At 62.4% G+C, this 25335-nt stretch carries 27 protein-coding genes; 14 read left to right on the top strand and 13 right to left on the bottom strand.

What is annotated here, in order from left to right:
* Positions 1 to 3: 3 nt before the first annotated feature.
* Positions 4 to 591 (bottom strand): cytokinin riboside 5'-monophosphate phosphoribohydrolase, encoded by a 588-nt coding sequence (locus PPL01S_RS07715; protein WP_016395230.1) that lies wholly within the window; start codon positions 589 to 591, stop codon positions 4 to 6.
* A gap of 348 nt (positions 592 to 939) precedes the next feature.
* On the opposite strand from PPL01S_RS07715, the gene azu reads away from it, so the two are divergent.
* On the top strand, positions 940 to 1386 hold the full coding sequence (gene azu, locus PPL01S_RS07710; RefSeq protein ID WP_016395229.1) for an azurin: 447 nt from the start codon (positions 940 to 942) through the stop codon (positions 1384 to 1386).
* An 81-nt stretch (positions 1387 to 1467) separates the two neighbouring features.
* On the opposite strand, the gene nadE is transcribed toward azu, so the two are convergent.
* Both nadE and pncB read right to left on the bottom strand, forming a co-directional pair.
* Positions 1468 to 2295, bottom strand: coding sequence for an NAD(+) synthase (gene nadE / locus PPL01S_RS07705; RefSeq protein ID WP_016395228.1), 828 nt, complete (start codon positions 2293 to 2295; stop codon positions 1468 to 1470).
* A gap of 3 nt (positions 2296 to 2298) precedes the next feature.
* Positions 2299 to 3504 (bottom strand): nicotinate phosphoribosyltransferase, encoded by a 1206-nt coding sequence (gene pncB, locus PPL01S_RS07700; RefSeq protein WP_016395227.1) that lies wholly within the window; start codon positions 3502 to 3504, stop codon positions 2299 to 2301.
* Positions 3505 to 3946: 442 nt separating this feature from the next.
* Between pncB and PPL01S_RS07695 the strand changes: the two genes are divergently transcribed.
* The 6 genes from PPL01S_RS07695 (at position 3947) to PPL01S_RS07670 (ending at position 10491) form a co-directional block, all read left to right on the top strand.
* Positions 3947 to 5083: a branched-chain amino acid ABC transporter substrate-binding protein gene (locus PPL01S_RS07695; protein WP_016395226.1), complete on the top strand. Its 1137-nt coding sequence runs from the start codon at positions 3947 to 3949 to the stop codon at positions 5081 to 5083.
* Positions 5084 to 5239: 156 nt separating this feature from the next.
* Complete coding sequence (locus PPL01S_RS07690; RefSeq protein ID WP_016395225.1) at positions 5240 to 6154, top strand: ABC transporter permease subunit; 915 nt, start codon at positions 5240 to 5242, stop codon at positions 6152 to 6154.
* A 2-nt stretch (positions 6155 to 6156) separates the two neighbouring features.
* Complete coding sequence (livM, locus tag PPL01S_RS07685) at positions 6157 to 7458, top strand: high-affinity branched-chain amino acid ABC transporter permease LivM (protein ID WP_016395224.1); 1302 nt, start codon at positions 6157 to 6159, stop codon at positions 7456 to 7458.
* Entirely contained in the window at positions 7455 to 8330 is an 876-nt protein-coding gene (locus PPL01S_RS07680; protein ID WP_008089577.1) for an ATP-binding cassette domain-containing protein, read from the top strand. The genes livM and PPL01S_RS07680 overlap by 4 nt, the downstream gene beginning before the upstream one ends.
* A complete protein-coding gene (locus PPL01S_RS07675; protein WP_016395223.1) occupies positions 8327 to 9043 on the top strand; it encodes an ABC transporter ATP-binding protein in 717 nt (238 codons plus the stop codon). The genes PPL01S_RS07680 and PPL01S_RS07675 overlap by 4 nt, the downstream gene beginning before the upstream one ends.
* Before the next feature lie 680 nt (positions 9044 to 9723).
* Positions 9724 to 10491 (top strand): SDR family oxidoreductase, encoded by a 768-nt coding sequence (locus tag PPL01S_RS07670; protein ID WP_016395222.1) that lies wholly within the window; start codon positions 9724 to 9726, stop codon positions 10489 to 10491.
* 24 nt (positions 10492 to 10515) lie between these two features.
* On the opposite strand, the gene PPL01S_RS24255 is transcribed toward PPL01S_RS07670, so the two are convergent.
* From PPL01S_RS24255 to PPL01S_RS07650, 4 genes are all read right to left on the bottom strand, one after another.
* Positions 10516 to 11262, bottom strand: a complete 747-nt coding sequence (locus tag PPL01S_RS24255; protein ID WP_144062909.1) for a hypothetical protein — start codon at positions 11260 to 11262, stop codon at positions 10516 to 10518.
* Between the two features lie 134 nt (positions 11263 to 11396).
* Positions 11397 to 12503, bottom strand: a complete 1107-nt coding sequence (locus PPL01S_RS07660; RefSeq protein ID WP_016395220.1) for an AGE family epimerase/isomerase — start codon at positions 12501 to 12503, stop codon at positions 11397 to 11399.
* A gap of 43 nt (positions 12504 to 12546) precedes the next feature.
* Positions 12547 to 13182 carry an HTH-type transcriptional repressor FabR gene (gene fabR / locus PPL01S_RS07655; RefSeq protein ID WP_016395219.1) on the bottom strand — a complete coding sequence of 212 codons (636 nt, stop codon included), beginning with the start codon at positions 13180 to 13182 and terminating at the stop codon, positions 12547 to 12549.
* A 121-nt stretch (positions 13183 to 13303) separates the two neighbouring features.
* Positions 13304 to 13711, bottom strand: a complete 408-nt coding sequence (locus tag PPL01S_RS07650) for a hypothetical protein (protein ID WP_016395218.1) — start codon at positions 13709 to 13711, stop codon at positions 13304 to 13306.
* A 343-nt stretch (positions 13712 to 14054) separates the two neighbouring features.
* Here PPL01S_RS07650 and PPL01S_RS07645 point away from each other — a divergent pair, with 343 nt between their 5' ends.
* Positions 14055 to 16124 carry an AsmA family protein gene (locus PPL01S_RS07645; protein ID WP_028625491.1) on the top strand — a complete coding sequence of 690 codons (2070 nt, stop codon included), beginning with the start codon at positions 14055 to 14057 and terminating at the stop codon, positions 16122 to 16124.
* A gap of 24 nt (positions 16125 to 16148) precedes the next feature.
* Here the strand turns inward: PPL01S_RS07645 and PPL01S_RS07640 are convergent, their stop codons facing one another.
* Together PPL01S_RS07640 and osmE are read right to left on the bottom strand one after the other, a co-directional pair.
* Positions 16149 to 16679: a ferritin-like domain-containing protein gene (locus tag PPL01S_RS07640; protein WP_028625492.1), complete on the bottom strand. Its 531-nt coding sequence runs from the start codon at positions 16677 to 16679 to the stop codon at positions 16149 to 16151.
* Between the two features lie 30 nt (positions 16680 to 16709).
* Positions 16710 to 17069 (bottom strand): osmotically-inducible lipoprotein OsmE, encoded by a 360-nt coding sequence (gene osmE / locus PPL01S_RS07635; protein WP_016395215.1) that lies wholly within the window; start codon positions 17067 to 17069, stop codon positions 16710 to 16712.
* Positions 17070 to 17193: 124 nt separating this feature from the next.
* On the opposite strand from osmE, the gene PPL01S_RS07630 reads away from it, so the two are divergent.
* The gene (locus PPL01S_RS07630; RefSeq protein WP_028625493.1) at positions 17194 to 18084 is read left to right on the top strand and encodes an esterase/lipase family protein; all 891 of its coding nucleotides are present in this window, start codon (positions 17194 to 17196) and stop codon (positions 18082 to 18084) included.
* On the opposite strand, the gene PPL01S_RS07625 is transcribed toward PPL01S_RS07630, so the two are convergent.
* Entirely contained in the window at positions 18065 to 18958 is an 894-nt protein-coding gene (locus PPL01S_RS07625) for a DMT family transporter (RefSeq protein ID WP_016395213.1), read from the bottom strand. The two genes, PPL01S_RS07630 and PPL01S_RS07625, sit on opposite strands and share 20 nt — an antisense overlap.
* Positions 18959 to 19083: 125 nt before the next feature.
* Here PPL01S_RS07625 and PPL01S_RS07620 point away from each other — a divergent pair, with 125 nt between their 5' ends.
* From PPL01S_RS07620 to PPL01S_RS07610, 3 genes are all read left to right on the top strand, one after another.
* Positions 19084 to 19872, top strand: a complete 789-nt coding sequence (locus tag PPL01S_RS07620) for an AraC family transcriptional regulator (RefSeq protein ID WP_028625494.1) — start codon at positions 19084 to 19086, stop codon at positions 19870 to 19872.
* Between the two features lie 63 nt (positions 19873 to 19935).
* Positions 19936 to 20220 (top strand): PsiF family protein, encoded by a 285-nt coding sequence (locus tag PPL01S_RS07615; protein ID WP_016395211.1) that lies wholly within the window; start codon positions 19936 to 19938, stop codon positions 20218 to 20220.
* 70 nt (positions 20221 to 20290) lie between these two features.
* Positions 20291 to 21298, top strand: a complete 1008-nt coding sequence (locus PPL01S_RS07610) for an AI-2E family transporter (RefSeq protein WP_016395210.1) — start codon at positions 20291 to 20293, stop codon at positions 21296 to 21298.
* Between the two features lie 61 nt (positions 21299 to 21359).
* Here PPL01S_RS07610 and PPL01S_RS07605 read toward each other — a convergent pair whose 3' ends face one another.
* Complete coding sequence (locus tag PPL01S_RS07605; RefSeq protein ID WP_028625495.1) at positions 21360 to 22631, bottom strand: Hsp70 family protein; 1272 nt, start codon at positions 22629 to 22631, stop codon at positions 21360 to 21362.
* A 164-nt stretch (positions 22632 to 22795) separates the two neighbouring features.
* On the opposite strand from PPL01S_RS07605, the gene cbpA reads away from it, so the two are divergent.
* Both cbpA and PPL01S_RS07595 read left to right on the top strand, forming a co-directional pair.
* Positions 22796 to 23749, top strand: coding sequence for a curved DNA-binding protein (gene cbpA / locus PPL01S_RS07600; RefSeq protein WP_016395208.1), 954 nt, complete (start codon positions 22796 to 22798; stop codon positions 23747 to 23749).
* A gap of 2 nt (positions 23750 to 23751) precedes the next feature.
* Entirely contained in the window at positions 23752 to 24057 is a 306-nt protein-coding gene (locus PPL01S_RS07595; RefSeq protein WP_016395207.1) for a chaperone modulator CbpM, read from the top strand.
* Positions 24058 to 24088: 31 nt separating this feature from the next.
* Here the strand turns inward: PPL01S_RS07595 and PPL01S_RS07590 are convergent, their stop codons facing one another.
* Both PPL01S_RS07590 and urtE read right to left on the bottom strand, forming a co-directional pair.
* Entirely contained in the window at positions 24089 to 24607 is a 519-nt protein-coding gene (locus PPL01S_RS07590) for a GNAT family N-acetyltransferase (RefSeq protein ID WP_016395206.1), read from the bottom strand.
* A 31-nt stretch (positions 24608 to 24638) separates the two neighbouring features.
* A complete protein-coding gene (gene urtE, locus PPL01S_RS07585) occupies positions 24639 to 25328 on the bottom strand; it encodes an urea ABC transporter ATP-binding subunit UrtE (RefSeq protein WP_016395205.1) in 690 nt (229 codons plus the stop codon).
* Positions 25329 to 25335: the final 7 nt, after the last annotated feature.

The raw sequence follows: 25335 nt of genomic DNA, 5'->3' as shown, positions 1-25335 counted from the left end.
CCCTCAATCAGGCTTCTTGTCGACCCACTTGGGCAACACCGGCGAGACAAACGTTTCCATCCCGTCCAGCAGCGCATCCGCCTGCTGCTCCAGCAACAGCATCGCCCGATGCTGCGGCCGCACGAAACCTTCTTCGACGATATGGTCGAGGAACCCGCCAAGCTTTTCATAGAACCCGTTCACATCCAGCAGCCCCAGCGGCTTGGCGTGATAGCCCAGTTGCCCCCAGGTCCACACCTCGAACAGCTCCTCGAGCGTACCCAGCCCACCCGGCAGGGCGATGAAGGCGTCGCTCAGCTCGGCCATGCGTGCCTTGCGCGCGTGCATGCCGTCGACCACTTCCAGGCGGGTCAGCCCCTTGTGGCCGATCTCGGCGTTCATCAGGCTCTCGGGGATGATCCCGATCACTTCGCCACCGGCTGCCATGGCCGCGTCGGCCACGGTGCCCATCAGGCCGACGGCACCGCCGCCGTAGACCAGGGTCAGCCCACGGCGGGCGATGGCCTGGCCAAGGGCAACGGCCGCTTCACGATAGGCAGGGTTGGCACCGATGCTGGCGCCACAGAACACGCAAACGGAACGTACAGCCATTGTTCATCTCCAGTCACTTGATGTGACAGGGTACGGCGCAGGCCTACAGCTTCCAAGGCTGCTTTCACTCCGGACGGGAAAATTCGCAGGTCGCGCCAGCGGCGCCCTGGGCGTAGGCGGCGAGCAAGCTGTTCATGAAATTGGAAAGGAACATGGGCATTACTCCGAAATGAGAGGTTGTCCCATCGTCCCGGAAAAGGGCATGATGTGCTCTTAGATTGGTTGTATACAATCCATCAAACAATTCTACTGGCTGAACGCTTGACATCCCCTTGATGCATGTCAGCAAGGGGCGCAACGCATTCGGGCAGTCTCGCAATTGATAAAACCCTGCCAAGGAGATTCATGATGTTTGCGAAAGCTGTAGCGGTATCCCTGCTGACCCTCGCCAGCGCCTCTGTCTTCGCAGCTGAATGCTCGGTGACTGTCGACTCGACGGACCAGATGTCCTTCAACACCAAGGAAATCGTCATCGACAAGAGCTGCAAGCAATTCACCGTGAACCTGGAGCATTCGGGCAACCTGCCGAAGAATGTCATGGGCCATAACATCGTCATCAGCAAGGCAGCTGACATGCAGCCGATCGCTACCGATGGCCTGGCCGCCGGGATCGACAAGAATTACCTGAAAGACGGTGATGAGCGCATCATCGCTCACACCAAGATCATTGGCGCTGGCGAAAAAGACTCGGTGACATTTGATGTGGCCAAGCTGGTTGCGGGTACCGACTATGGCTTCTTCTGCTCGTTCCCGGGCCACATTTCGATGATGAAGGGCACTGTCGTCGTCAAGTGATGGGCTGATGCAGGGGAGGGCTTCGCCCTCCAATCGCGGGCAAGCCCGCTCCTACAGGAGCGGGCTTGCCCGCGTTGCTTTTCACGGTGCGAACGGCAATTCGCGCTTGTGCTGGGTCTTGCGGTAGGTAGCGACGATGATGTCGTACGCCTCCTGTTCCACCGGCTGCCCATGCAGGAACGCATCGATCTGCTGGTAGGTCACCCCATGTGAGGCCTCGTCCGGCTTGCCCGGCGCCAGGTCTTCGAGGTCTGCGGTCGGCACCTTCTCCACCAATGCTTCCGGCGCGCCGAAGCTGCGCGCAATCGCCCGCACCTGGTTCTTCACCAGGCCGCTCAAGGGCGCCAGGTCGCAAGCCCCGTCACCGAACTTGGTAAAGAAGCCCATCACCGCCTCGGCGGCGTGGTCGGTACCGATCACCAGGCCTGCGCGAGCACCGGCGATGGTGTACTGCGCCACCATGCGTGTGCGCGCCTTGACGTTGCCGACGACGAAATCCACCAGGGTCGGCGAGCCGTTCTTCAACTCCACCACCTCTGCAGCCAGCGCCCGCACCGCCGGGGCGATGTCGACCGTGTGCACTTCATCGGCCTTGATCACTTCCAGGCAAGCCTGGGCGTCGTGTTCGTCGTGCTGCACCTGATAAGGCAGGCGCACGGCGATGAAGGTATAGGCCTTGTCGCCCGTTTCGGCGCGTAGCTCGTTGATGGCGCGCTGGGCGAGCAGGGCGGCGGTCAGCGAGTCGACGCCACCGCTGATCCCCAGCACCAAGGTCTTGAGGCGGGCGTTGGCCAGGCAGTCCTTGATGAACGCCACGCGCCGGGCGACTTCGGCCTCGAGCGCGGCAGCACCTGTGAACGGCGGCTGCACCTTGAGCGCCTGGGCAATCTCTTGCTGAACGGCTTGCATGGGTTACTCCTTGCTGGGGACTTTGAATACGTGGCGCATGTAGGCGACGAAATTGGCGTCGCGGCACTGGGTCTTGGCAGCTTCGTCAGAAATCTTCGCCACCGGAGAGCCATTGCAGTCGGTCATTTTAAGCACGATGCTCATCGGCGCCACACCCGGGATGTCGCAGGTCAGGTTGGTGCCGATGCCGAAACTGACATTGATGCGCCCGCGCAGGGCGCGGAAGATTTCCAGTGAGCGGGTCAGGTTCAGGCCATCGGAGAACACCAGGGTCTTGGTCATCGGATCGATACCCAGCCTCTGGTAGTGGGCGATGGCCTTCTCCGCCCAGGCCACCGGTTCGCCCGAATCGTGACGCAGGCCGTCGAACAGCTTGGCGAAGTACAAGTCGAAATCGCGCAGAAAGGCATCCATGGTGATGCAGTCGGTCAGGGCGATGCCGAGCAGGCCTCGGTACTCGCGTACCCAGCAGTCGAGAGCGGCGATCTGGCTGTCTATCAGTCGAGGGCCGAGCTGCTGGTGGGCCATGAACCACTCGTGGGCCATGGTGCCCAGCGGCTTGATATCCAGTTTCCATGCCAGGTGGACATTGCTGGAGCCGACGAAGCGGGCCGGGAAGTCATCGCGCAGCACGCGCACCACATCTTCCTGGACGCGGCTGGAGAAACGCCGGCGAGTGCCGAAGTCGGCCACTTGCAGTTCGGCCAGTTCGTCGTCGCTGGCGTGGGCGCACAGCCAGTCGAACTTGCGGTACAGCTGTTCGCGAGCCTCGCTCAGGCGCATGCGCGGGTGCAGCTGGCGGTTGCGGACTTCGCTGATGATGGCCAGCAGCGGCACTTCAAAGAGAATCACGTGCAACCACGGGCCTTTCAGGCGCAGGCACAGCTGGTCGTTTTCGATGCCCAGGTGCACATAGCGCAAGTTGAAGCGGAACAGGCGCAGAAAGCGCAGGAAGTCAGGCTTGAGGAAGCTGATGCGTTCGAGGAAGGCCAACTGGCCATCATCCAGGGTGAGTTCGCTGAGCTGTTCGAGCTGGTGGCGGATCTCGCCAAGGTAGGGGCGCAGGTCCTCACCATTGCGGCAGCGGAATTCCCATTCCACATCGGCATCCGGGTAGTTGTGCAGCACGCCCTGCATCATGGTGAGCTTGTAGAAGTCGGTGTCGAGCAGGCTGTGCACGATGCGCTCGGCGAATGCGCTCTCGCTCATCGATGGGGCTCCAGAAGCAGTGAATGGCGGCCATTGTGCCAGTCTTTTCGGATTTGTTGTGTCGGACCGGCCTCATCGCCGGCAAAGCCAAAACAGGTGTTTTTCCGTGCACGAGCTAGCCTTCAAACGGTGCCGCCTGTAGCAGTCGCGCACCAGCGGTGTGCACTTCGGTGACGGTGTGCTGTTACAGGGTGGTTGCACGTAAACACTTGCAAGGGTTGCAATGATGGCACTTGCTGGTTGCTCCTTGTCTGTACGAGTGGTGGCGCCTGCCGCAAGGCAGACGGTTGCACGCTCAATAAAGAAAAGGCCGCCGGTCGCCTGCTTGCCCTTTGCCCAGTGTGTTTTCCCGGAAGACAAAACCGATGGCACGGCCCTTGCTCGGAGCACAGGGCTGAGAAGTTGTAGTGCCAACCAAAAAAAACTCTAGGAGCACCACCTCATGTCGCAGACGTTTTACAAGAAAGGTTTCCTGGCACTTGCCGTGGCTACGGCACTGGGTGTTTCTTCGTTTGTTCAGGCCGACGTCAAGATCGGTGTAGCGGGCCCCATGACCGGGGCTAACGCAGCGTTTGGCGAGCAGTACATGAAAGGTGCCCAGGCGGCGGCCGACAAGGTCAACGCGGCTGGCGGCGTGAACGGCGAAAAGATCGTCCTGGTAAAAGGTGACGACGCCTGCGAACCGAAACAGGCTGTGGCCGTGGCCAACCGCCTGGTCGATCAGGACAAGGTGATCGGTGTGGTCGGCCACTTCTGTTCTTCCAATACCATCCCGGCCTCCGAGGTGTACGACGAAGCCGGCGTGATCGCCATCACTCCCGGCTCCACCAACCCGCAGGTCACCGAGCGCGGGCTGAGCGCGATGTTCCGCATGTGCGGTCGTGACGACCAGCAGGGCATCGTCGCCGGCGACTACATCGTCGACGTGCTCAAGGGCAAGAAGGTCGCGGTGCTGCACGACAAGGACACCTACGGCCAGGGCCTGGCCGATGCGACCAAGGCGCAGCTGGAAAAACGTGGCGTCAAGCCGGTGCTGTATGAAGGCCTGACCCGTGGCGAGAAAGACTTCAGCGCCGTGGTCACCAAGATCCGCGCTGCCGGCGCCGACGTCGTCTACTTCGGCGGCCTGCACCCGGAAGCCGGCCCGTTGGTGCGCCAACTTCGCGAGCAGGGCCTGAAGGACGTCAAGTTCATGTCCGATGACGGCATCGTCACCGACGAACTGGTGGCCACCGCTGGCGGCGCACAGTACGTCGATGGCGTGTACATGACCTTCGGCGCCGACCCGCGCCTGCTGCCGGACAGCAAGGCAGTGGTGGAGGAATTCCGCAAGGCCGGTACCGAGCCTGAAGGCTACACCTTGTACGCCTACGCCTCTGTCCAGGCACTGGCCGCCGCGTTCAACGGCGCCAAGTCGAACAAGGGCGAAGACGCTGCCAAATGGCTCAAGGCCAACCCGGTGCAGACCGTCATGGGCGAGAAGAAGTGGGACAGCAAGGGCGACCTGACTGTCTCCGACTACGTGGTCTACCAGTGGGACAAGGACGGCAAGTACCACCAGCTGGAAAAACAAAAATAACAACGGCGACCGGCCTGGGTGCATGACGCCTGGGCCGCAGCCCCGCGGTACCTGTCTTTATCCGTAGATCTGCACAGTTCTGCGCTGCGAGGGCCGCTGCATCGGCGGCCCGCCGTGGTCGGCGCTCGTGCAATCTCAATCAGGTGAGATTGCGTTATGGATGGTATTTTCCTGCAGCAACTGGTCAACGGCCTGACCCTCGGGTCGGTCTATGGCCTGATCGCCATCGGCTACACAATGGTCTATGGCATCATCGGCATGATCAACTTCGCGCACGGCGAGGTGTATATGATTTCCGCGTACCTCGCGGCAATCAGTCTGGCATTGCTGGCCTATTTCGGCGTCGAATCGTTCCCGCTACTGATGCTGGGTACGCTGTTGTTCACCGTCGTCGTCACCGGCGTCTATGGCTTCACCATCGAGCGCATCGCCTACAAACCCCTGCGCAACTCCACCCGCCTGGCACCGCTGATCAGTGCCATCGGCATCTCACTGATCCTGCAGAACTACGCGCAGATCAGCCAGGGCGCCCGCCAGCAAGGCGTGCCGACCCTGCTCGAAGGTGCCTGGCGCGTCGACGTGGGCACGGGCTTCGTGCAACTGACCTACACCAAGATCTTCATCCTGGTCGCCGCGTTCGTCGGCATGGCCTTGCTCACCTACGTGATCAAGTACACCAAGCTCGGCCGCATGTGCCGCGCCACTCAGCAAGACCGCAAGATGGCTTCGATCCTCGGCATCAACACCGACCGGGTGATCTCCTACGTGTTTGTCATCGGTGCGGTGATGGCTGCGCTGGCGGGCGTGCTGATCACCATGAACTACGGCACCTTCGACTTCTATGCCGGTTTCATCATCGGCATCAAGGCATTCACCGCTGCGGTACTCGGCGGCATCGGCTCGTTGCCTGGCGCCATGCTCGGCGGGATCATTCTGGGCATCTCCGAGTCGCTGTTCTCCGGCCTGATCAACTCCGACTACAAGGACGTATTCAGCTTCTCGCTGCTGGTGATGATCCTTATCTTCCGCCCACAAGGCCTGTTGGGTCGCCCGCTCGTGGCTAAGGTGTGAACATGTCCGTTCTCAAGACTGCCCCTGTTTCCGAAACCCGCGGTTTCGATCTCAAACGCAGCCTGCTGGAGACCATCGTCGCCGGCTTGCTGGCGCTCATCGTCTTTGGCCCGGTGGTCGGCGTGGTGCTCGATGGCTACACCTTCAATGCCGAGCCGCGTCGCGTCGCCTGGCTGGTCGGCGGGGTGATGGTCGGGCGCTTCCTGCTCAGCCTGTTCCTGCAGACCGCCCCAGGCCAGCGCATGCTCCAGGGCTTCGACAATGGTGGCTCGGGCGTGCACGTAAACGCCCCTGACTACAAGTCGCGGCTGCGCTACATCATCCCGGCGCTGATCGTGATCGCCATCATCTTCCCGATCTTTGCCAACAAGTACCTGCTGACCGTGGTCATCCTCGGCCTGATCTACGTACTGCTGGGCCTTGGCCTGAACATCGTGGTCGGCCTGGCGGGCCTGCTCGACCTGGGTTACGTGGCGTTCTACGCCATCGGCGCCTACGGCCTGGCGCTGGGTTACCAGTACCTCGGCCTGGGCTTCTGGAGCGTGCTGCCGCTGGCGGCCATCGCCGCAGCCCTGGCCGGATGCATACTCGGCTTCCCGGTTTTGCGCATGCACGGTGACTACCTGGCGATCGTGACCCTGGGCTTTGGCGAGATCATCCGCCTGGTGCTGAACAACTGGCTGTCGTTCACCGGTGGCCCGAACGGCATGCCGGCACCATCGCCGACCCTCTTCGGCCTGGAGTTCGGCCGCCGGGCCAAGGACGGCGGCACGCCGATCCACGAGTTTCTCGGTATCGACTACAACGCCAACCTGAAGTTCGTGTTCATCTATGCGGTGCTGTTCGCCGTGGTGCTGGGGGTGCTGTACGTCAAGCACCGGCTGACCCGCATGCCGGTCGGTCGCGCGTGGGAAGCCCTGCGCGAGGACGAGATCGCCTGCCGTTCGATGGGCCTGAACCACGTGCTGGTCAAGCTCTCGGCATTCACCCTGGGCGCCTCCACCGCAGGCCTTGCCGGGGTGTTCTTCGCCACCTACCAGGGCTTCGTCAACCCGTCCTCGTTCACCTTCTTCGAGTCGGCGCTGATCCTGGCCATCGTCGTGCTGGGCGGCATGGGCTCGACGGTTGGCGTGGTGATCGCGGCCTTCGTGCTGACCGTGGCGCCGGAACTGCTGCGCAGCTTCTCCGAGTACCGGGTGCTGCTGTTCGGCGTGCTGATGGTGCTGATGATGATCTGGCGACCGCGTGGGCTGATCCGCATCAGCCGTACCGGTGTGACCCCGCGTAAAGGAGTGGCGCCATGAGCGACGAAATCATTCTCTCGGTCGACAACCTGATGATGCAGTTCGGTGGCATCAAGGCGCTCAGCGATGTCAGCCTCAAGGTCAAGCGCAACCAGATCTTCGCCCTGATCGGGCCCAACGGCGCCGGCAAGACCACCGTGTTCAACTGCCTGACCGGCTTCTACAAGGCCAGTGGCGGGCGCATCGAGCTGAACGTGCGTGGCAGTCATACCAACGTCATCCAGCTGCTGGGCGAGCGCTTCCAGGCGACCGACTTCGTGTCGCCGGCGAAGTTTGCCAACCGCTTGTACTACAAGATGTTCGGCGGTACCCACCTGGTCAACCGTGCAGGCCTCGCCCGGACCTTCCAGAACATTCGCCTGTTCAAGGAAATGTCGGTGGTAGAGAACCTGCTGGTCGCCCAGCACATGTGGGTCAACCGCAACCTGCTGGCCGGCGTGCTCAATACCAAGGCCTACCGCAAGGCCGAGAGCGATGCCCTGGACCACGCCTTCTACTGGCTGGAGGTGGTCGACCTGGTCGACTGCGCCAACCGCCTGGCCGGCGAGTTGTCGTACGGCCAGCAGCGTCGCCTGGAAATCGCCCGGGCCATGTGCACGCGGCCGAAGATCATCTGCCTGGACGAACCGGCCGCCGGCCTCAATCCGCAGGAGACCGAGGCGCTCAGCCGCATGATCCGTGTGCTGCGTGACGAGCACGACATCACCGTGGTGCTCATCGAACACGACATGGGCATGGTCATGAGCATCTCCGACCATATCGTCGTGCTCGACCATGGCAACGTGATCGCCGAAGGCGCGCCACAGGATATCCGCCACAACCCGACGGTGATCGCCGCCTACCTGGGTGCCGACGAAGAGGAGCTGGTATGAGTGCACCCATTCTTGAACTGAAGGAACTGGACGTGTTCTACGGGCCGATCCAGGCCCTGAAGAAAGTCTCGATGCACATCAATGAAGGCGAGACGGTCAGCCTGATCGGCGCCAACGGTGCCGGCAAGTCAACCTTGCTGATGTCGATCTTCGGCCAGCCGCGTGCGGCGTCCGGGCACATCGTCTACCGCGGCACCGACATCACCCGCAAGTCGTCGCACTACATCGCCTCCAACGGCATCGCCCAGTCCCCGGAAGGGCGCCGTGTGTTCCCCGACATGACGGTCGAGGAAAACCTGATGATGGGCACCATCCCCATCGGCGACAAGCATGCCAGTGAAGACATGCAGCGCATGTTCGAGCTGTTTCCGCGCTTGAAGGAGCGGCGTAACCAGCGGGCGATGACCATGTCCGGTGGCGAGCAGCAGATGCTCGCCATTGCCCGGGCGTTGATGAGCAGGCCCAAGCTGTTGCTGCTCGATGAGCCATCGCTGGGGCTGGCGCCGATTGTCGTCAAGCAGATCTTCGCGACCTTGCGTGAGCTGGCCAGGACCGGGATGACCATCTTCCTGGTGGAGCAGAACGCCAACCATGCACTGAAGTTGTCTGACCGGGCGTATGTGATGGTCAACGGCCAGATCCGCATGACCGGCACCGGGCAGGAACTGTTGGTGAACGAAGAGGTGCGTAACGCCTACCTGGGCGGGCACTGAAGGCAGTTTGGGGGCTGCTGCGCAGCCCAATCGCCGGCAAGCCGGCTCCCACAAAGGGCAGGGGTGAACCTGTGAGAGCCGGCTTGCCGGCGATTGGGGCGCGCAGCGGTCCCGTGGCACATGTGGACAACTTGTCGCATATCTTTCTCGAAGCGCACTACAAACCCTTCGCAAGCCCTTGTTTACACAGGCGGTATGTTTTCCACGGATAATGTGGAACCGCCTGTGGAAAACATGGTGGCACCTCGCTCAAGCCCTTTGAATACAAGGCCTGTACGGGGCTGATCATATTTTGATCAGCAAGCCGTTGTGGATGATTTCACACGCTTTTTTCCACAGACCTGATTCGTGTTAATTTCAGCTCCGCTCTGTGGATAACTCTGTGAAAAACCCTTGGACAGACCGCTGCAAGCAGCATGCTTGAAAGCGTTGCGCCATCACCGAATAGCTCGCAGCTGACCGCAGTTCGCTGAAAGGGTTCCGCTGGTAGGGCAAGTTGCCCCCAATCCGTGGGGAAAGGCTTGTGGATAACATGCGTATAGCTGGCGCCAGCCGCTCTGTAGCAAGGCTTTCGCGACTATGTACAAAAAGTGACCAGCTGCTTTCACACCTTGCTGCCAGGGCCAAGCAGAGGCATGCTGCAAGGCCTGCCGAAGACTATCCACAGCGAGGAACAGAGCATGACGTCCACCGTATTCATCACTGGCGCGACTTCCGGTTTTGGCGAGGCCACCGCCCGCCGTTTCGCCGACGCCGGCTGGAAGCTGGTACTCACTGGGCGCCGCAAGGAGCGCCTGGATGCCCTGTGCGCCGAGCTGTCGGCCAAGACCGAAGTGCATGGCCTGGTGCTCGACGTGCGCGACCGCAAGGCCATGGAACAGGCGATCGCCACCCTGCCGGCCGGCTTCGACAAGCTGCGCGGCCTGGTCAATAACGCAGGCCTGGCATTGGGTGTGGATGCGGCGCAGAACTGCAGCCTCGACGATTGGGAAACCATGGTCGACACCAACATCAAGGGCCTGATGTACACCACCCGCTTGCTGCTGCCACGCCTGATCGCCCATGGTCGCGGCGCGTCAATCCTCAACGTGGGTTCCGTGGCAGGCAACTACCCCTACCCGGGCAGCAATGTGTATGGCGGTACCAAGGCTTTCGTTGGCCAGTTCTCGCTGAGCTTGCGCTGTGACCTGCGTGGCACTGGCGTGCGCGTCAGCAACATCGAGCCGGGCCTGTGCGAGAGCGAGTTTTCGCTGGTGCGCTTCGGTGGTGACCAGGCCAAGTACGACGCCACCTATGCCGGTGCCGAGCCGATCCAGCCGCAGGATATCGCCGAGACCATCTTCTGGATCCTCAACCAGCCGGCCCACATCAACATCAACAGCCTGCAGCTGATGCCGGTGAGCCAGGACTGGGCGGGTTTCTCGATCGATCGCTCGACCAAGGGATAAACCCTGTCGCAATGTGTGCCCGGATCAGTCCTTGTTTTCGGGCTCATGTTGCAGGAGGCCATCGAGGTAGCTTTTGCATTGAGCAATCGCTCCGGCTTGTTGAAGTACATCCGTAACGGCGCCGTGCAGGCCGAGATCCTGCGGGTTGGAAGTACCTTCCATCCATCGCCTCAAGTTCAACAGGTAGCCAAGCTCACCATTGGAATAATCATCGTAGTCAAGGCGCCTGGTATCGATGATCTTTTGCGCAGCGACGTTGATTTGAGTGTCCAGAAAATCCCTGACTTGAGCTTTGACAGGTTGCGGCTCCGGCTCGGAAGTATCTTCCCGCGTCGGTAGCTGAGCGAGGCGGTCAAGGTCACTGGTGAGTATCAGCTCCTTTTTACCATCCGCGAACGTATATTTCTGAATGTAGTCCACCGCTACGTGTGGCGAAGCGGCTGTGCGTTTGTGTTTGTGAGAGAGCTGCGACTCGAACAGGCGATTCAGGGTCGCCTGTTCGATCAGGCCCAGCTGGAAAAGGGTCTTTTCCACGGCAGTCAGAAATCCTCGATCAAGGTCGCACCTTGTTGAGGAGGACTCGACCAGATCGTCTGTGACGGTATCGGAAAGAATGCGGCGAAATGCTATGAAAACCTGCAGTTGACCGTAGGCATAGTGATCTTGCCGATGCTTGAGGTTGATAATGTTCTGCGCGGCACTGTTGATTTCCTGCTCAAGGAAGTCAAGAAGTGCCTGTTTCGCTTCGGCTTTCATCAAAGGAGGTGTCATTTAATCCACTCTGTTGCGAATGATTTAAAAGACGGTAACGCTCCCGACTTGCTCAGTCCTACTTCCAAAGTTGCAAGTTTTTGTAGGAAAAGGTTCTTGGTTGGACGGCGCTAGCACTTCCAGGTGCATTGCTTTCATCTATTCTGGCCGTTCAGCCCCAATCCTTGCAGGCAGGTCGCCAAGTGGTAAGGGGTAGTGGAAGGCATGTCATCTCTGCTGACGGCGCCTTTGCTGTCCAGGCACTCAAACCATCCGTCCTCGCGCAGGAATCGCTTGTTCATCGCCTGCAACTGTTCGAGCAACCTGGCATCGTGGCCGACGCGTAAGGCCAATGCCCGCAAATACTCTGCCTGCGCCCAGATCCGCTGGGTCGCATCGATCACCTTGCCATCCACATCGAGCATCGCCAGTACCGCCGCATTCCGTACCCCGCATCGTTCGGCATAGTCGAACGCGCGGTCGATGGACGCATGCAACGGCGTACCCCGTAGCAGCGGCGAAGTTTCCAGCAGGTAGAACCATTCGAACTGATGGCCCGGCTCGAACCAGTTATCCACAGCACCGCGTGGCTTCTCCAGCATCAGCCCGTGCTGCGGTTCGACGAAGTGCGCCTGCAGCGCTTCACACAGTTGCAGAAGGTCCTGTTGCACGTCTTCGTCTTCACGCACGGCGAGCACTTGCAGGAAGGCCTCGGCCAGGTGCATTTGCGGGTTCTGCAGGGGTCCGCTGCTCAGGTCGGACCAGTCCTCGCCCAGGCTCGCCTCGTACAGGCCATCGTCGCGGGCGAACTGCTCGGCGACGATCTCCAGCGCAGCATTCAGCGCCGACTCCACCAGGCTCTCGCGCACCTTGCCCCAGTAATGGGCGCAGGCGAAGACGATGAAGGCGTGGGTGTAGAGGTCCTTGCGTCGATCCAGCGGCTTGCCGTCGGCGTCGATGCTGTAGAACCACCCACCGTTCTCGGCGTCATGGAAATGCCGCTGCAGCGAGCGGAACAGCGCCGCCGCGCGCTCGGCGGCGCCCGGTTGCTCGATACGGCTGCTGAAAAGGTACAGCTGACGCGCACAGGCCATGGCCCGGTAGCGCTGGACCGGCAGCGGGCGGTGCTGGGCGTCCAGGGCTTCATAGGGCAGGGCCAGGTCGGCATTCCAGCCCGGGCCTTGCCACAGCGGCACGATACGTTCGGCGAAGTGCTGGTTGAAGCGGGCCAGTTCGGGCAGGGTGGGGCGTGGATTGGACATGTGGGCGCTCGTCGCTGTCGGGCAGGGCGCCATGTTAGCAGAACTAGGGTTGTGGGTTGCCCAGCCCTTGCCAATGCCGCGCGCCGACGAAGATGAAGCGCAATTGCTGGGTGATCTTCTCCTGCGCCGTCAACGCCTGTGGATAACCTTGCTCTGGGCTGTCGATCAACTCGGGCAGGGTGGCGAACACGGTCTTGACCACCAGGTCGGCCATCACCGCCAAAGCGGCGCTGTCCAGGTGTTGCCAGCGCTTCATGCGCGCAAGGTCGGTGGAGAGGTCGTCACTGATGTCCTGGCGCAGGCGGGCAATGGCTTGGCGGACCGCTTGCGAGCCACCGTACTGCTCGCGAGCAAGGAACAGGAACTGCGCGCGGTGGGCCGCTACCACGTCGAGAAAGATCCGCACCGAGGCGTCGGTAATGCCGCCGAGTTCGAATTCGTTCTGGCGCACCAGGCGGATGGTCTGGCGAAAAGTGGTATCGACTTCGGCGACCAGGGCAAGGCCCAGGGCGTCCATGTCGGTGAAGTGCCGGTAGAAGCCAGTGGGGACGATACCTGCCGCCCTGGCGACTTCTCGCAGGCTGATGCTGCCGAAGCCGCGACCACTCTCCATGAGCTGGCAGGCAGCATCCAGCAGAGCCTGGCGGGTCTGTTGCTTTTGTTCGGCGCGCGGCAGCATGGCAGGAATTCTGAGACGGTGAGGCTGGGCACTCTAGATAAAAAAACGAAGCCCGGTCAATGGACCGGGCTGGGAGGAGAGCAGGCACTGTGATGCAGGTTGTAGTTTTCGGCCATGGTGATCAGATCACACGGCTGATTTCAACCAGACGGTCCGAGCCACCTTCGGCTACACGGCCACTGCGTTCGATCAGACGGTCCGAGCCACCTTCGGCTACACGGCCACTGCGTTCGATCAGACGGTCCGAGCCACCCTCAGCAACGCGGCCACTGCGTTCGATCAGGCGGTCCGAACCACCTTCAGCGACACGGCCACTGCGTTCGATCAGGCGGTCCGAGCCACCTTCGGCGACGCGGCCACTGCGTTCGATCAGGCGATCCGAGCCGCCTTCGGCAACGGTTTTCAGCGGTTGGGCGATTTCTGCGGCGCTGGAGCGCGATTCGGCGGTCAGGTGCTGATCGGCAGCAGGTACAGCGAAGGCATTGGCAGCCAGAACAGACAGGGTCAGGGTAAGCAGGGTGCGTTTCATGATCTCGGTGCTCCTCGGGTGGGGCGGGAAAGTGGGTACGAAGCCAATGCTACGCCCGGGGGCACCAGAGAGAAGTTCATACGGGTAATGGTAACAATCGACCGTATTGATAGACCTTTGCAAAGGCTCTATTGCGCTGCTTGCGGAGTGGGTGATGGCTCTTTGCTGGTAGCCTTTCATGGTCGCCCAACAACCGAGCCCAGACCAATAGCCGAGGCAGAGCCCCGGAAAAACTTCGCTATCATGGACGCCACCGATAAAACCCCACGGGTTTTCATCAGTCCGAGATATTGAGTGCCATCGCTGTGCCCGCTTTGTGCCATGTCGTCAGGAGAACCACGCAATGACGCGTCCCGCCAGAATCTTCCCCTGGACCCTCACCACCCTGCTGACCCTGCTGGCGATACTGGTCGTGGTGATCGCCACTTTCGACTGGAACCGTGTCAAGCCGCTGCTCAACGAGAAGGTTTCCGAGGCCTTGCAACGGCCCTTCGCAATCAACGGCAACCTCGCCGTTCACTGGCGCACCGAACCCGAAGAGGGCGGCTGGCGCGCCTGGGTACCCTGGCCCCGCTTCACTGCCGAGAATCTGACCCTGGGCAACCCCGACTGGCTCAAGGAGCCGCAGATGGTCGGCCTCGAGCGCGTCGAGTTTCGCCTGGCGCCACTGCCACTGGTGTTCCAGCAGATCGTCATCCCGCGGATCGACCTGGTGAAACCCACCGCCAGCCTGACCCGCCTCGCCGATGGCCGTGCCAACTGGACCTTCGACTTCGGCCCCAAGGACGAGAGCGCAGAGCCGTCAAAATGGCAGCTGGATATTGGTGCAATCGGCTTCGACCAAGGCAAGGTCAGCTTCGATGACCAAACTCTGAAAACCAGCATGAAGGTGCAGATCGACCCGTTGGGCAAGCCGATCCCGTTCAGCGATATCGTCGGCAAGGCCAGCGCGGAAAAGGCCGGCGGCGCTCAGGACTATGCCTTCGGGCTCAAGGCCAAGGGCCGTTACAAGGACCAGCCGGTTACTGGTACAGGTAAGATCGGTGGCTTGCTGGCGCTGCAGGATGCCAGCCAGCCGTTCCCGTTGCAGGTCGATGTGCGCATCGCCGATACCCACGTGATACTCGCCGGCACCTTGACCGACCCGCGCAACCTCGGCGCCCTCGACCTGCGCCTGCGCTTGTCGGGTGCCAGCCTGGGCAACCTCTACCCGCTGACCGGCGTGACCTTGCCCGACACCCCTGCCTATGAAACCGATGGCCACCTCACCGCCAACTTGCATGCGGCCGAGGGCGCGACTTTCAATTACCAGGGCTTCAACGGCAAGATCGGTGACAGTGACATCCACGGCGACCTGGCGTTCGTCGCCAGCCAGCCGCGGCCCAAACTCTCCGGCAAGCTGGTTTCCAATCAATTGCTGTTCAAGGACCTGGCGCCGTTGATCGGCGCCGACTCCAATGCCGAGCAGAAAGCCCGTGGCGGTGCCAGCAAGCAGCCGGCCGGCAAGGTGCTGCCGGTGGAAGAGTTCCGCACCGAACGCTGGCGCGCCATGGATGCCGATGTCACCTTCGCCGGTAAACGCATCGTCCATAGCGAACAACTGCCCTTCAATGATTTGTCTGCCCACGTGATTCTCGACGACGGCCTGTTGCGCCTGGAGCCGCTGCGCTTCGGCGTGGCGGGTGGCAACCTGGCCTCGAACATCCGCCTGGACGGGCGCAGCGTGCCCCTGCAGGGGCGTGCCCAACTGACTGCGCGTGGCTTCAAGCTCAAGCAGTTGTTCCCCACCTTTGCGCCCATGCAGACCAGCTTTGGCGAACTCAATGGTGATGCCGACATCAGTGGCCGCGGCAACTCGGTGTCGGCGTTGCTGGGCACGGCCAATGGCGACCTGCGCATGTTGATCAACGATGGTGCGATCAGCCGCAGCCTGATGGAAATCGCCGGGCTCAATGTCGGCAACTATGTGGTCGGCAAGCTGTTTGGTGACGAGGATGTGAAGATCAATTGCGCGGCGGCCGATGTCGGGATCAAGGATGGGTTGGCGACTACGCGGCTGTTCATCTTCGACACCGAGAACGCGATCATCTACATCAATGGCACGGCCAATTTCGCCAGCGAGCAGCTGGACTTGAAGATCAGCCCGGAATCCAAAGGGCTGCGGTTGTTCTCGCTGCGCTCGCCACTGTATGTGCGTGGGCCGTTCGCCAAGCCGAGCGCGGGTGTGCAGGCGGTGCCGCTGGCCTTGCGCGGGGCGGGGATGGTGGCGTTGGGGGTGGTGGCGGGGCCGGCGGCGGGGTTGCTGGCGCTGGTGGCACCGAGCAGTGGAGATGAACCTAATCAGTGCACGCCGTTGCTGCAGCAGATGAAGGCGGGCAAGGCGCCGGCTGCGGTGAAGGGCAAGAAACAGTAAGGGCCGCATAGCGGCCCTTAGCGATTACAACCCCTGCAGCAGATCGGACATATCGTCCGCGTGCTCTTCTTCCTGCGCCAGGATGTCTTCGAAGATACGCCGGGTAGTCGGGTCGGTATCGCCGATGTACTGGATGATCTCCCGGTAGCTGTCGATCGCGATACGCTCGGCCACCAGGTCCTCCAGCACCATCTCCTTCAGCGTATTGCCCGCCACATACTGGGCATGGGAGTTCTTGGTCAGGTTGTCCGGGTTGAAGTCAGGCTCCCCCCCCAGCTGCACGATGCGTTCGGCCAGCTTGTCGGCGTGCTCGGCTTCCTCGGTGGCATGCTCGAGGAACTCTTCGGCCGCGACACTCGCCTTGATCCCGCTGGCCATGAAGTAGTGGCGCTTGTAGCGCAACACGCAGACCAGTTCGGTGGCCAGCGATTCGTTGAGCAGGCGCAGGATTTCCTTTCTATCAGCCTGGTAACCCTCGGTCACGGCCCCTTGTTCCACATGCTGGCGGGCACGCTTGCGCAGGGTTTGCACATCGGTCAGTTCAACGTTGCTCATGGTTGTCTCCAAACAGATCAGGACGGTGGGTCAAGGTGTGACGGAGGCTTTCGCGTCCTTTACGGCTTCGCTGTCCTCTTCTCGTTGCTTGCATGTCTTGAAGCCCTTGGCATCGACATGGCCGGTGGCGTCGAAACGCACGTAGTAGGGCTGTTGCTGGCCGTCGCGGTTGAGGATGTAGTCGTTGCAGGTGCCCCCGTGCGGCAAATCGATCACGTTGGACGGGCTGCCGCCGATCGCGATGACCTTCTGCATGGTCATGCCGTTTTCCACCTGCTTGACCAGCGGTTCGTCGCGGTAGGTAACGTAGTCGACCGGGTTTTCCGGGCGGCTGCCGCAGGCGGCCAGGGTGGCGCTTGCTAGAAGGATTGCCAGGGTCTGCTTGTACATGGTCCCGCTCCTTGCACAGGGTCTGTTCTGGTTTGGAACCGCAGCGCGCGTCAGGAGTTCGATTGCGATGGTCATCATGGCCGCTGTAGTGTGGGCCGATCGTCCACGGAAAGGGGCTAGGGCAATGGGACAGGAATTGGCCACGCGATACCCGCTGGTGCTGGTACCGGGGATGCTCGGCTTCGTCAGGGTGCTGCTCTATCCCTACTGGTTCGGCATCGTGCCGGCCTTGCGCAAGGGCGGGGCGCAGGTGTTCCCTGTGCAGGTTTCGCCGTTGCACGCCAGCGAGGTGCGCGGCGAGCAGTTGCTGGCGATCATCGAAGACATCTGTGAGCGCACCGGCGCCAGCAAGGTCAACCTGATCGGCCACAGCCAAGGTGCCCTGGATGCCCGCTACGCCGCTGCCAGAAGGCCTGAGCGGATCGCCTCGGTGACTTCGGTGGCCGGGCCCAACCACGGCTCGGAACTGGCTGACCACCTTGAACGCACCGCGCCAGGAGACTCACCCCAGGGGCGCATCCTGAAGGCTGTGCTGCACGGCCTGGCACTGTTGCTGGTGTGGCTGGAAACCGGCTGGCGCCGTGACCCGCTGCCAGTCGACGTACATGCCTCGCACCAGTCCTTGACCAGCGAAGGCGTGGCGCTGTTCAACCAAGCCTACCCACAGGGCTTGCCCGAAACCTGGGGTGGGGAAGGGCCGGGCGAGGTCAACGGCGTTCGCTACTACTCCTGGTCGGGCACCCTCCAGCCCGGGTTTACCGACCAGGGACGCAACCGCTTCGACGGCAGCAATCGCTTCTGTCGCCTGTTCGCACGCAGCTTCGTCAAGGAAAAGGCCCACTGCGACGGGATGGTCGGGCGCTTCAGCTCGCATCTAGGCCAGGTGATTGGTGACGACTACCCGCTCGACCATCTGGACATCGTCAATCAGTCGCTCGGCGCCGTGGGCAAGGGCGCCGAACCGGTGCGCCTGTTCACCGAGCATGCCGCTCGGCTCAAGGCTGCGGGGCTGTAGCCACCCGGCGCACGGGGGTGGTCCAGCGTTCGGCGAGGACCACGCCGGCCAGGGTCAGCAGGCCGCCGATCAGGTGGTAGCTGGCCAGTTGCTCGTCGAGCACGCCAGCGGCAATCAGCGCGGTCACCACCGGCAGCAGGTTGAAGAACAGCGTAGTGCGGCTCGGCCCCAGCCGGTGCACGGCCTGCATCCACACCAGCGGTGCGACCATCGAGGCGAGCACGCAGGCATACAGCACCAGGCCGACGTTGTGGGCATTCAGGCCCGTTTTCTCCGAGAGCAGGAACAGCGGCAACAGCACGATGATGGCCACCAGCACCTGCAGGTACAGCAACTGCAAGGGCGGCAGGCGCAGTTGCCATTTCTTCAACAGGAAGCTGTACAGCGCGTAGGCCAGGGTGGCCACCAGCATCAGCAGGTCGCCGCTGTTCAGGCCCTGTTCGAGCAGTGCGCCAGGGTGGCCGGCAGACACCACTTCGAGCACTCCGTAGAACGACACCAACGCACCGAACAAGGCGCCGAAGGTCAGGCGCTGGCCGAGCCAAGCGATCGACAGGGCCAACGACATCAGCGGCATCAGCGAGAGGATGATGCCCATGTTGGTGGCGCTGGTGATACCGGCGGCGAAGTACGCCAGGCTCTGGTACAGCGCCATGCCTAGTACACCGAGGACGAAGACCTTGCCCAGGTGCGGGCGAATCGCAGCGCGGTTGCGCCAGACCTTGGGCAGCAGAAACGGGGTGAATAGCAGGCCGGCCAGCAGCCAGCGGTAGAAGCCGATCTCGGCGGGGTGGATGGCACCGGCGGACAGCTTGGTGACCACGGTATTGCCGGCCCAGATGAGGATGGCGGTGAGGGGGAACAGGTAATTCATGCAGCTTTGATTCTCTGAGGTGTTGCGAAAGGGCCGCTGGCGGGCCCCGACAGGCAGCCATTATCCGCTGTCCGTTCGCAAGCCTATACTCGTATCCAGACAACCTGCCCCTGCAAGCAGACACCATGGCCCGCAAATACCTCGACATCCCCCAGTTCGACCAGCTTCCAGCGCTGGTGTACTTCCGTCACGACGAGTTCGGCGCCAACACCCACAGCGCCCCGCATCGCCATGCCTGGGGCCAGCTCAACTACACCGCCCATGGCGTCATGCACCTGGACGTCGACGGCCAGCGCTTTCTCTCGCCTCCGCACTATGCGGTGTGGGTACCGCCGGGCACCGAGCATGGCTGCTACAACCCCCAGGCCATCGTCTATCGCTCGGTCTACCTGGACCGCAGCCTGTGCGCCGAGCTACCGCAGCAGCCATGCAGCCTGGTGATCAGCGACATCCTCAAGGCCATCCTCGGCGACTTCGCCCGGCGTGACCTCAAGGTGGCTCAGGATGAACGCGACCAGCGCCTGGTTCAGGTGCTGCTCGACCAGCTGTTGCTGGCGCCTACCCAGACCTGCTACCTGCCGTTCGCCCGCAGCGAGGGGCTGCGCCAGGTGCTCGACGCTCTCGGCAGCGAGCCTGGCGATAACCGCCCGCTGGCAGAATGGGCGGCGCAGGTGCATGTCAGCGAACGGACCCTGGCGCGCCAGTTCCTGCGGGAGCTGGGCATCAGCTTCGGCGAGTGGCGCCTGCGCCTGCGTTTCCTGCGCGCCATCGAGGCCCTGGAGGCCGGCCAGCCGATTCAGGCCATTGCCTTCGACCTGGGCTACAGCAGCGCCTCGGCCTTCATCGCCATGTTCCAGCGCCAGGCCCAGTGCACGCCGGAGCAATACCGCCGGCAGGCACGGGCGGGCGTGTAAAAATTCTTGTCTACACTGATCTGCACCACCGTGCATCGGGCGCGGAGACAAGGAGACTACTCCATGAAGATGCTGCAAATGCCGTTGCTGGTGTTGGCTGTGTTGTTCAGCGCGCAAGGATTCGCTGCTACCGCGCAACAGGAAAAGATGACGTCCTGCAATGCCGACGCCACCACCAAGGCGCTCAAGGGCGACGAGCGCAAGGCGTTCATGAGCAACTGCCTGAAGAAGGACGTGCCGACGGCCCAGCAGGAAAAGATGAAGACCTGCAATGCCGACGCCACCACCAAGGCCCTGAAGGGCGACGAGCGCAAGGCCTTCATGAGCGACTGCCTGAAGAAGAAATGAGCTGCGCCTATGCCTGTGGCCTCAAGGCTGGCAGACTGCGGGTCTTTCCGCTGTCTGCCGTCGAGGCTGTATGACCTTCACCCCCCGCCAGATCACCCTCGCCAGCCTGATCATCGTGATGGCCGGTTTGCTCCTGGCCTTGCCCCTGAAGTTGCTGCCCAGCCTGCTGGCGGGCCTGCTGGTGTTCGAGCTGGTCAACATGCTCACGCCACGGCTGCAGCCGCTGATCGCCGGCCAGCGCGCACGGTGGCTGGCGGTAGCGCTGCTTGGCACGCTGGTGGTCACTACCCTGACGCTGTTGATCGCCGGCGCGTTCAGCTTCCTGCTGCACGAGGCGGAAAACCCCGGCGCCTCGCTGGACAAGTTCATGGCCCTGGTCGAGCGTGCCCGGGGTCAGTTGCCGCCGTTCATCGAGGCTTACCTGCCGGCGAGCGCCGCCGAGTTCAAGGTAGCCATCGGTGACTGGATCAAGAGCCACCTGAGCGACCTGCAACTGGTCGGCAAGGGCATGGCGCACATGTTCGTCACCTTGCTGATCGGCATGATCCTCGGGGCGATCATCGCCCTGCAGCGCATCCCGGACATTTCCCGGCGCAAGCCTTTGGCGGCAGCGTTGTTCGAGCGCCTGAACCTGCTGGTGCAGGCGTTTCGCAACATCGTCTTCGCGCAGATCAAGATCTCGATGCTCAATACCGCCTTCACCGGTATTTTCCTGGCTGTGGTGATGCCCTTGTTCGGTGTGCACCTGCCGCTGACCAAGACCCTGATCGTGCTGACCTTCCTGCTCGGCTTGCTGCCGGTGATCGGCAACCTGATGTCCAACACGCTGATCACCATCGTCGGCATGTCGCTGTCGATCTGGGTGGCGGCGGCGGCATTGGGGTACCTGATCGTCATCCACAAGGTCGAGTACTTCCTCAACGCGCGGATCGTCGGTGGGCAGATCAGTGCCAAGGCCTGGGAGCTGTTGCTGGCGATGCTGGTATTCGAGGCGGCGTTCGGGCTGCCAGGGGTGGTGGCGGGGCCGATCTATTACGCCTACCTGAAGAGTGAGCTGAAGCGGGCGGAGCTGGTTTGAGGTTTTGTTGGCCAGTACCGGCCTCATCGCCGGCTTGCCGGCGATGAGGCCTACGCAGATTTCAGAGCGAGCCGTAACGCTTGCGCGCTTCGATGGCCAACCCACTGCCGATGCTGCCAAAGATGTTGCCTTCCACATGCCGCGCATTGGGCAGCATCGCCGCCACGCTGTTGCGCAGCGCCGGAATGCCGCTGGAACCCCCGGTGAAGAACACCGTATCCACCTGCCCCTGGCTGACGCCGGCCTTGGCCAGCAGCTCGGTCACGCTGCCACGCACGCGCTCCAGCAGCCCTTCGATGGCCCCTTCGAACACCGCACGGGTCAGGTCCACGCCCAGTTCACGCTCGATGCGGTCAAGGTCGACACGGCGGCTCTGCTGCTCGGTCAGCTCGATCTTGCTCGCTTCCACTTCCATCGCCAGCCAGTGCCCGGCGCGTTCCTCGATCAGCTTGAACAGGCGGTCGATGCCGAGGGTGTCCTCGATGTCATAGCGCATGCTGCCCAAGGCCAGCTGCGACTTCTGCGAGTACAGGGCGTTGATGGTGTGCCAGGTGGCCAGGTTGAGGTGGTAGCTGGTGGGCATCAGTGCGCCGCTTTTCATTCGGCTGCCGTAGCCGAACAGCGGCATCACGCCCTGCAGGCTCAGTTGCTTGTCGAAGTCGGTACCGCCGATGTGCACGCCGCCGGTGGCGAGGATGTCGCTCTGGCGCTCGGCTACCTGGTGGCGCTCGGGCGACAGGCGGATGAGGGTAAAGTCCGAGGTACCCCCGCCGATATCGACGATGAGCACCAGCTCTTCGCGGCTGATGCCCGACTCGTAGTCGAATGCCGCGGCAATGGGCTCGTACTGGAACGACACGTCCTTGAAGCCGAGCTTGCGCGCCACGTCGGCCAGGGTATCTTCAGCCTCCTGGTCGGCGTCCGGATCTTCGTCGACGAAGAACACCGGGCGGCCCAGCACCACCTGGTCGAACTCTCGGCCGGCAGCGGCCTCGGCGCGTTTCTTCAGCTCGCCGATGAACATGCCCAGCAGGTCCTTGAACGGCAGGGCGCTGCCCAGCACGCTGGTGTCATGCTTGATCAGCTTGGAGCCCAGCAGGCTCTTGAGCGAGCGCATCAGGCGCCCTTCGTAGCCTTCCAGGTACTCGTGCAGCGCCAGGCGGCCATACACCGGGCGACGCTCCTCGATATTGAAGAAGACCACCGAGGGCAGGGTGATCTTGCCGTCTTCCAGGGCGATCAGCGACTCGGTACCTGGGCGGTGCCAGCCGACCGTGGAGTTCGAGGTGCCGAAATCGATGCCCAGGGCGCGGGCCGGGGATACGTCAGACATGGGAAACAGGCTTCCGGAGGCAAAACGGCCGCGCAGTTTATGCCAGTTGGCCAGAGAATCAAGACCGGTCGTCTGCCTTGCAGCAACGCCAAGCACACCTTGAAAGGCTATGCTTGACCCCTATCTTCTGTTGCAACACGCAATTTCACATTGGTGATCCATAGATGGACTTCAAAGACTACTACAAGATACTCGGCGTAGAGCCCACGGCGGACGACAAGGCGATCAAGGCCGCGTACCGCAAGCTGGCGCGCAAGTATCACCCGGATGTCAGCAAGGAGCGCGACGCCGAGGACAAATTCAAGGAGGCCAACGAGGCCTACGAGGTGCTTGGCGATGCCCAGAAGCGCGCCGAGTTCGACGAGATCCGCAAGTACGGCGGCCAGCACGGCCGGCCGTTCCAGGCGCCACCTGGCTGGGAAAGCCGTGGTGGGGGCGGTGGCGGCTTCGAGGGCGGCGACTTCTCCGACTTCTTCAGCTCGATCTTCGGCGCCCGCGGCTCCAACCCGTTCGGTGGCGCCCGGCAACAACGCAGCGCCGGCAGGCGAGGGCAGGACGTGGAACTGGAACTGGCGATTTTCCTTGAAGAAACCCTGAGCAAGGAATCCAAGCAGATCAGCTTCCAGATACCGCAGACCAACGCCGCAGGCCAGCGCACCGGGTTCACCACCAAGACCCTGAACGTGAAGATTCCGGCCGGGGTGACCGACGGCGAGCGCATCCGCCTCAAGGGCCAGGGCGCGCCGGGTGTGGGCGGTGGGGCCAATGGCGACCTGTTCCTGACCGTGCGCATGGCACCGCATCCGCTGTTCGATGTCGAAGGTCATGACCTGATCATCACCGTGCCTTTGGCACCGTGGGAGGCAGCGTTGGGTACCAAGGTGGCGGTGCCGACCCTGACCGGCAAGATCAACCTGACCATCCGCCCCGACAGCCAGAGCGGCCAGCGCCTGCGCGTGCCGGGCATGGGCCTGGCGAACAAGCAAGGCGAGCGCGGCAATCTCTACGCCCAGCTCAAGGTGGTCATGCCGCCGGCTTCCGATGCTTCTGCCCGCGAACTGTGGACCCAGCTCTCCGAGAAGGCTGCGTTCGATCCGAGGACACAATGGAGTAAGTGATCATGAGCAGCACCCTGATCGTTCAACTGGACATGCGCACCCTTTGCCAGGAGGCCGATATCGCGGCCGAATACGTGGTCGAGATCGTCGAGCACGGCATCGTTGAACCTTCGGGGCGAACGCCGGAGGAGTGGTTGTTCGACGATCAGGCGCCGCTGTTGGCCAAGCGTGCGATGAAGCTGCACCGCGAGCTCGAGCTGGAATGGGAAGGGGTGGCGCTGGCGCTGGAGCTGCTGCAGGAAGTGCAGCAGTTGCGCAGCGAGAACAGCATGCTGAGGCAGCGGTTGGGGCGGTTTACCCAGATGTGATGTTGGCCTGATCGCCGGCAAGCCAGTACAGTCAGCAAGATGGCTCTGCCCCCGGGTCCAGCAGCAACTGCATGAAGGTCAGATCCAGCCACCGCCCGAACTTCACCCCCACCTGCGGCATCTGCCCGGTGACCACGAACCCCTGCCGCTCATGCAGGCGCACCGATGCCGCATTGCCGCTCTCGATGGCCGCGACCATCACATGCTTGCCGCAGGCACGCGCCCGCTCGATCAGCGCCGCCATCAACTGCGGCCCGAGCCCTTTGCCACGCTGGTCGCCACGGATATACACCGAGTGCTCCACGGTATGGCGAAACCCTTCGAACGGCCGCCAGTCGCCAAACGAGGCATAACCCAGCACACCGGTTGCATCCACCGCCACCAGGATCGGATAACCCTGCTGCGCCCGCGCCTCGAACCAGGCCTGGCGGTTGGCCAGGTCCACCGGAGTTTCGTTCCAGATCGCCGTGGTGTTGAGTACCGCGTCGTTGTAGATCTCGAGGATGCCCGGTACGTCGGTGGCCAGGGCGTCGCGGATTTCGTGGCTCATGTGCAGCGTCTCGCAAGGTCGATGCTGCAGATTAAATGGTTACCAGCCCGCGCACACCTTCGGCTTGCATGTTTTCACCCCGTCCGCGCTGGATGATCTCGCCACGGGCCATCACCAGGTACTGGTCGGCCAGTTCCTCGGCGAAGTCGTAGAACTGCTCCACCAGCAAGATTGCCATGTCGCCACGCTCGGCCAGGCGCCTGATGACCGTGCCGATTTCCTTGATCACCGAGGGCTGGATGCCTTCGGTCGGTTCGTCGAGGATCAGCAGCCGCGGCCGGCTGGCCAGGGCACGGCCGATGGCCAGCTGTTGCTGCTGGCCGCCGGACAGGTCGCCGCCGCGGCGTTGCTTCATCTGTTCGAGTACCGGGAACAATTCGTAGATGAGGCCCGGTACCTCGCGGGCCGGGAAGCGCGACAGGCCCATCAGCAGGTTTTCCTCGACCGTCAGGCGCGGGAAGATCTCGCGGCCCTGGGGCACGTAGGCAATGCCGGCCTGGACCCGTTGCTGCGGCTTGAGCGTGGTGATCGGCCGGCCTTCCCATTCGACGCTGCCTTCGCGGGCCGGCACCAGGCCCATCAGGCAGCGCAGCAAAGTGGTCTTGCCCACGCCGTTGCGCCCGAGCAGGCAGGTGACTTCGCCGACCTTGGCTTCAAGGGACAGGCCGCGCAGGATGTGGCTGCCGCCGTAATATTGGTGCAGGGTGTCGATTTTCAGCATGTCATCT

This window comes from Pseudomonas plecoglossicida NBRC 103162 = DSM 15088 (assembly GCF_000730665.1).
GTDB lineage: Bacteria > Pseudomonadota > Gammaproteobacteria > Pseudomonadales > Pseudomonadaceae > Aquipseudomonas > Aquipseudomonas plecoglossicida.
This window is presented reverse-complemented; position numbering and strand designations above follow the sequence as displayed.